Raw genomic sequence first — 4314 nt, forward strand, 5'->3', positions numbered from 1 at the left:
GCCGTACCCGCTCAGGTGGCGTCGTCGTAGCTGGCCCGCGGAGCCGGTGCCGGCGAGGCGCCGGTGGCCGTGCCGGACCGGGAACCGTTCGACCGCGGGTCCGCGGCGTTGGCCACGTCCTTCAGCTCGTTGTGCACGCCGCTGACGTCCGCGCGCAGGTTGTCGTAGACGCCCTGCATGGGCTTGCGGATCGCCGCCTCGTCCTCCTCGCTGAGGAGGTGCTTGCGGATGAAGGCCTTCGGGTGCAGATCCTCGAGCTGGATGTCGGTGCCCAGCTCGCGACTGAGGTCGCCGGTGGCGTTGCGGGCCATGTTGCGCAGATTGCGCACCATCCGCAGGCCGTCGTTGATCACGGCAGGCAGCCGGTCACCAAAGATCAACAGCGCCAGGAGCAGCAGCGCCCCGACTTCCCACATGTTCAGGTTCTCGAACATCCCGCGGGCCTCCTCTCGGCGTCAGCAGCAAGACTACGCACGTCGGACGGTTTTCCGGCAGGGGGTGACCCGCTGTTCACTTGGCATCCGCGGCGAGGGTCACCGACGTGTTCTGCCGAGCGGCCCCCCGCCGGAACTCGACGGTCACCACCGAACCCGGAGCGAACTTGCGGACCAGGGCGATCAGGTCGGTCGGCTCGGTCATCGGCCGGCCGTTGAGCTTCAGGATCACGTCGCCGACCTTCAGCCCCGCCCCGGCCGCCGGCCCGGAGGGCTCCACGGCGGCCAGCCGTACGCCGCCGTTGGCACCCGCGCCCGGGCCGCCGACCTGGGCGCCGATGACCGTACGCCGGGCCTTGCCGGTGCCGATGATGTCCTGGGTGACCCGCTTGGCCTGGTTGATCGGGATGGCGAAGGCGAGCCCGATGTTGCCGGCCTCCTGCCCCTCGGCCACCAGCGACTTGATGGTGGAGTTGACCCCGACCACCCGCCCGGCGCCGTCGACCAGTGGGCCGCCGGAGTTGCCGTGGTTGACCGCGGCGTCGGTCTGGATGGCCGCGTAGTAGCGCACCGGGCCACCCGGCTCGCCGGCCTGCATCGTCCGGTCCAGGGCGCTCACGATGCCGGCGGTGACCGTGTTGGCCAGCGACAGGGGTGAGCCGATGGCGAGCACCGGGTCGCCGACGGCCAGCGCGTCGGAGTCGCCGAACTCCACCGGTCGCAGCCCCGTCCGGTTCACCTTGATCACCGCGATGTCGGACTCCGGGTCCTGACCGACGACGGTCGCCGGAGCGGAGGTGCCGTCGTTGAAGATCACCGAAGCCTTGCCGTTGCTGCCGGCCACCACGTGGTCGTTGGTGATCACGTGACCGTCGGCGCTGGCGATGAAGCCGGAGCCCTCGCTGGTCCCGCCCAGGCTGCTCACCCGGACGGTGACCACGCTGGGCAGGACACGTTCGGCGACTCCGGCCAGTGACTCCGGCTTGCGCTGGGCCAGCACCGGCGGCTCCGCGGCCTGCGCGCCGAGCACCGTGCCGGCGGCGCCACCACGCACCGCGAACGCGTAGCCCAGCGCGCCACCGAGGGTGCCCGCCAGCAGCGCGGTGATCACCGGAATGAGCAGCAGGTGACGCAGCGTCGGTCGACCCGGCGCGTCCGGGTCGGTGACCGGCTCGGGCTCGGTGCCGGCCGCCACCACCCCGGGCACCACCACCGCGGCGGGCGCCGCCGGGTCGCGCCACGGGTCGCCGAGCGCGTCGGACCACCAGGGCGACGCACCGGCCGCAGCCGCAGGCGCGGTGTCGCTCCCCGGCGTGGTCGGCGGCCCCGCCGGTGGGGCCCCTGCCCCGGGCGGGCTCGCCGGAGCCGGAGTCTCACCGCCCCGGCGCCAATCCCAGCCGTCGGTCACGTCGGTGCCTCCCAGTCCGTCCCCGGATCCCGCGCGGCGCCGCCCGGCCACGGTTCGGCGCGGTCGAGGCTGACGGAATACCGCTTCCAGGATTGCACGGATGCGCGCGGTGGAGTCAGCGGTTGCCTCCGGCGATCGCGAGGGGACGGAGGCGCGGCTGCGCCTCCCGCCGGTCGCCTCTACGCTCACAGTGCCAACCCGCCCCCGCACCACGCACCGCCCGGAGGTGCCCCATCGCCACGGTCGCCGGTTCCGGCAGTTCGACGACCCAGGCTCAGCAGTTCGCCGAGTCGTACGTGACCGAGGATCTCGTCCTACGGACCGCCCGCAGCCTGGCCCACGAGGTGGGCCTCGTCGCGGTCACCCCCGGAGCGGGGGCGGCGCTGCGGCTGCTGGCCGCGGCCGGCAACGCCCGCGCGGTGGTGGAGATCGGCACCGGCACGGGCGTGAGCGGTGTCTGGCTGCTGCGGGGCATGCGCGCCGACGGCGTGCTCACCACCATCGACGTGGAGGTGGAGCACCAGCGGATCGCCCGGCGGATCTTCACCGAGGCGGGCTTCGCCGCCGGCCGTACCCGGATCATCACCGGTCGTGCCCTGGACGTGCTGCCGCGGCTCGCCGACGGGGCGTACGACCTGGTCTTCGTCGACGCCGAGGCGACCGGATTCCACGCCTGCGTGGAAGCGGCGCTGCGGTTGCTGCGCCCGGGCGGCGTGCTCGCGCTCAACGGCATGCTGGCGCACGGTCGGATCGCTGACCCATCCGCCCGGGACGCGGAGACGGTGACGGTCCGCGAAACGATCAAGGCGGTCCGGGAGTCGGAGCACTGGATTCCCGCGCTGCTCCCGGTCGGGCACGGGGTGCTCGCCGCCGTGAAGTGCTGATGGTCAGTCGACGCCGGCCAGCCAGCGCAGCAGGGAGCGGACACCCCAGCCGGTCGCACCGCGGGTGAGCTCGGCCTGGTCGCCATCCGCCCAGGACGGGGCGGACATGTCCAGGTGCAGCCAGCGATCCCGGAGGTCGCCGGTGAACTCGCGCAGGTAGAGCGCGGCCGTCACCGATCCGGCGCCCTGCGCGGGCGCGCTGTAGAGATCGGCGATCTCGCTGCCCAGGTACTCGACGTAGTCGGTGTGCAGCGGCATCCGCCAGGCCGCCTCGCCGGCCGCCCCGATCGCGGCCAGCAGGTCGGCGGCGAGCTCGTCGTTCTCGCTGTAGAGGGCCGCGGTGCGCTTGCCCAGCGCCACGGCGTTGGCGCCGGTGAGGGTGGCCAGGTCGATCAGCAGATCGGGCTTGAGCTGCCGCACCGCGTACGCCAGGGCGTCGGCGAGGACCAGCCGGCCCTCGGCGTCGGAGTTGGTCGTCTCGCTGGTCGTCCCGCCGTAGTGCCGGATGACATCGCCGGGGCGGAACGCCGAGCCGCTGACCATGTTCTCGGCGAGCGGGGCCAGGGTGGTGACGCGGACCGGCAGGCGCAGCGCCGCCGCGCCGAGGGTGGCGGCGACGACCGCCGCCGCGCCGGCCATGTCCTTGCGCATCAGCTTCATCGCCGGCACCGGTTTGATCGAGATGCCGCCGGTGTCGAAGGTGATGCCCTTGCCGATCAGCACCACGTGGGTGCGCGCGTTCGCGGGATGCCAGTCCACCTCGACCAACCGGGGGCCACTGGCCGAGCCGCCGCCCACGGCGAGGATCCCACCGAAGCCCTCTGCGGCCAGCTCGGCCGGGCCACGCACCGTCAGGCGCAGGTCCGGCAGGTCGGCGGCGGCGGAGGCCACCTGGTCGGCGAACCACTGCGGGGTCTTCACCGAGGAGGGGGTGTTGGTCAGATCGCGGGCGAGACGGGTCATCGCGGCGGTGGTCCGCGCCGTGGCCACGGTGCTCTCGTACGCCGTCGGGTCGGCGAGCAGCAGATCGACGCCGGCGAGCGCGGGCGGGTCGTCGGCGTCGGTCAGCCGGAACCGGTACGAGGCGAGCAGCAGCCCCTCGGTCAACCCACGGACCGCGTCGGGGGTCACCTCGGCCGGCAGCGCGATAGTGATCTGCGTCTCATCTGCCGCCGAGCGGGCCAGAGCAGCGCCGGCAGCCCGCCAGGACGACTCCCCGCCGTCGCCGATACCGAGCAGCACCAGCCGACCAGGGCTGCGCCCGGGACGCAGGTGGGTACGGATCTCGCCGGCCCGGCCGCTCAGTCGGGCGACCGGCACCAGCGCGGCAGCCTCCTCGGCGGTGCCGTCCGGCGGCGTCACGGCGGTGGGCGCCAGCTCCGCCGGGGCGTCACCTCCCGCCGCACCTCCCGCCGCCGGATCGGTGGGGCGGACGGGCAGGACGAGGACGTCGAGCCTGTCGGGCTCGGCGAGCGGACGGATGGCGAGCACGCGGAACCGTACCTCCAGGAAATGTCGCAGAGTGGGACCGAGCCATCGCCCGCCCACGCCGATGAAGACCCTGAGCCACCGGCGAATCCGGTGGCTC

General features: G+C 73.6%; 4 protein-coding genes. 1 reads left to right on the plus strand and 3 read right to left on the minus strand.

Going from position 1 to position 4314, the window contains the following annotated elements:
- Positions 1-11: 11 nt before the first annotated feature.
- A complete protein-coding gene (locus AB0J68_RS28080) occupies positions 12-434 on the minus strand; it encodes a preprotein translocase subunit TatB (protein ID WP_363941394.1) in 423 nt (140 codons plus the stop codon).
- Between the two features lie 76 nt (positions 435-510).
- Positions 511-1857: a trypsin-like peptidase domain-containing protein gene (locus tag AB0J68_RS28085; protein WP_363941400.1), complete on the minus strand. Its 1347-nt coding sequence runs from the start codon at positions 1855-1857 to the stop codon at positions 511-513.
- 281 nt (positions 1858-2138) lie between these two features.
- Between AB0J68_RS28085 and AB0J68_RS28090 the strand changes: the two genes are divergently transcribed.
- Complete coding sequence (locus AB0J68_RS28090) at positions 2139-2726, plus strand: O-methyltransferase (protein WP_363941397.1); 588 nt, start codon at positions 2139-2141, stop codon at positions 2724-2726.
- A 3-nt stretch (positions 2727-2729) separates the two neighbouring features.
- Here the strand turns inward: AB0J68_RS28090 and AB0J68_RS28095 are convergent, their stop codons facing one another.
- On the minus strand, positions 2730-4217 hold the full coding sequence (locus AB0J68_RS28095) for a leucyl aminopeptidase family protein (RefSeq protein WP_363941402.1): 1488 nt from the start codon (positions 4215-4217) through the stop codon (positions 2730-2732).
- Between the last annotated feature and the right edge of the window lie 97 nt (positions 4218-4314).

Source organism: Micromonospora sp. NPDC049580 (assembly GCF_040675595.1).
Classification (GTDB): Bacteria; Actinomycetota; Actinomycetes; order Mycobacteriales; family Micromonosporaceae; genus Micromonospora.

Bases quoted from the DNA above. Each gene is read 5' to 3' on its own strand.
- AB0J68_RS28080 (WP_363941394.1), bottom strand. From the start codon at position 434: ATGTTCGAGAACCTGAACATGTGGGAAGTCGGGGCGCTGCTGCTCCTG.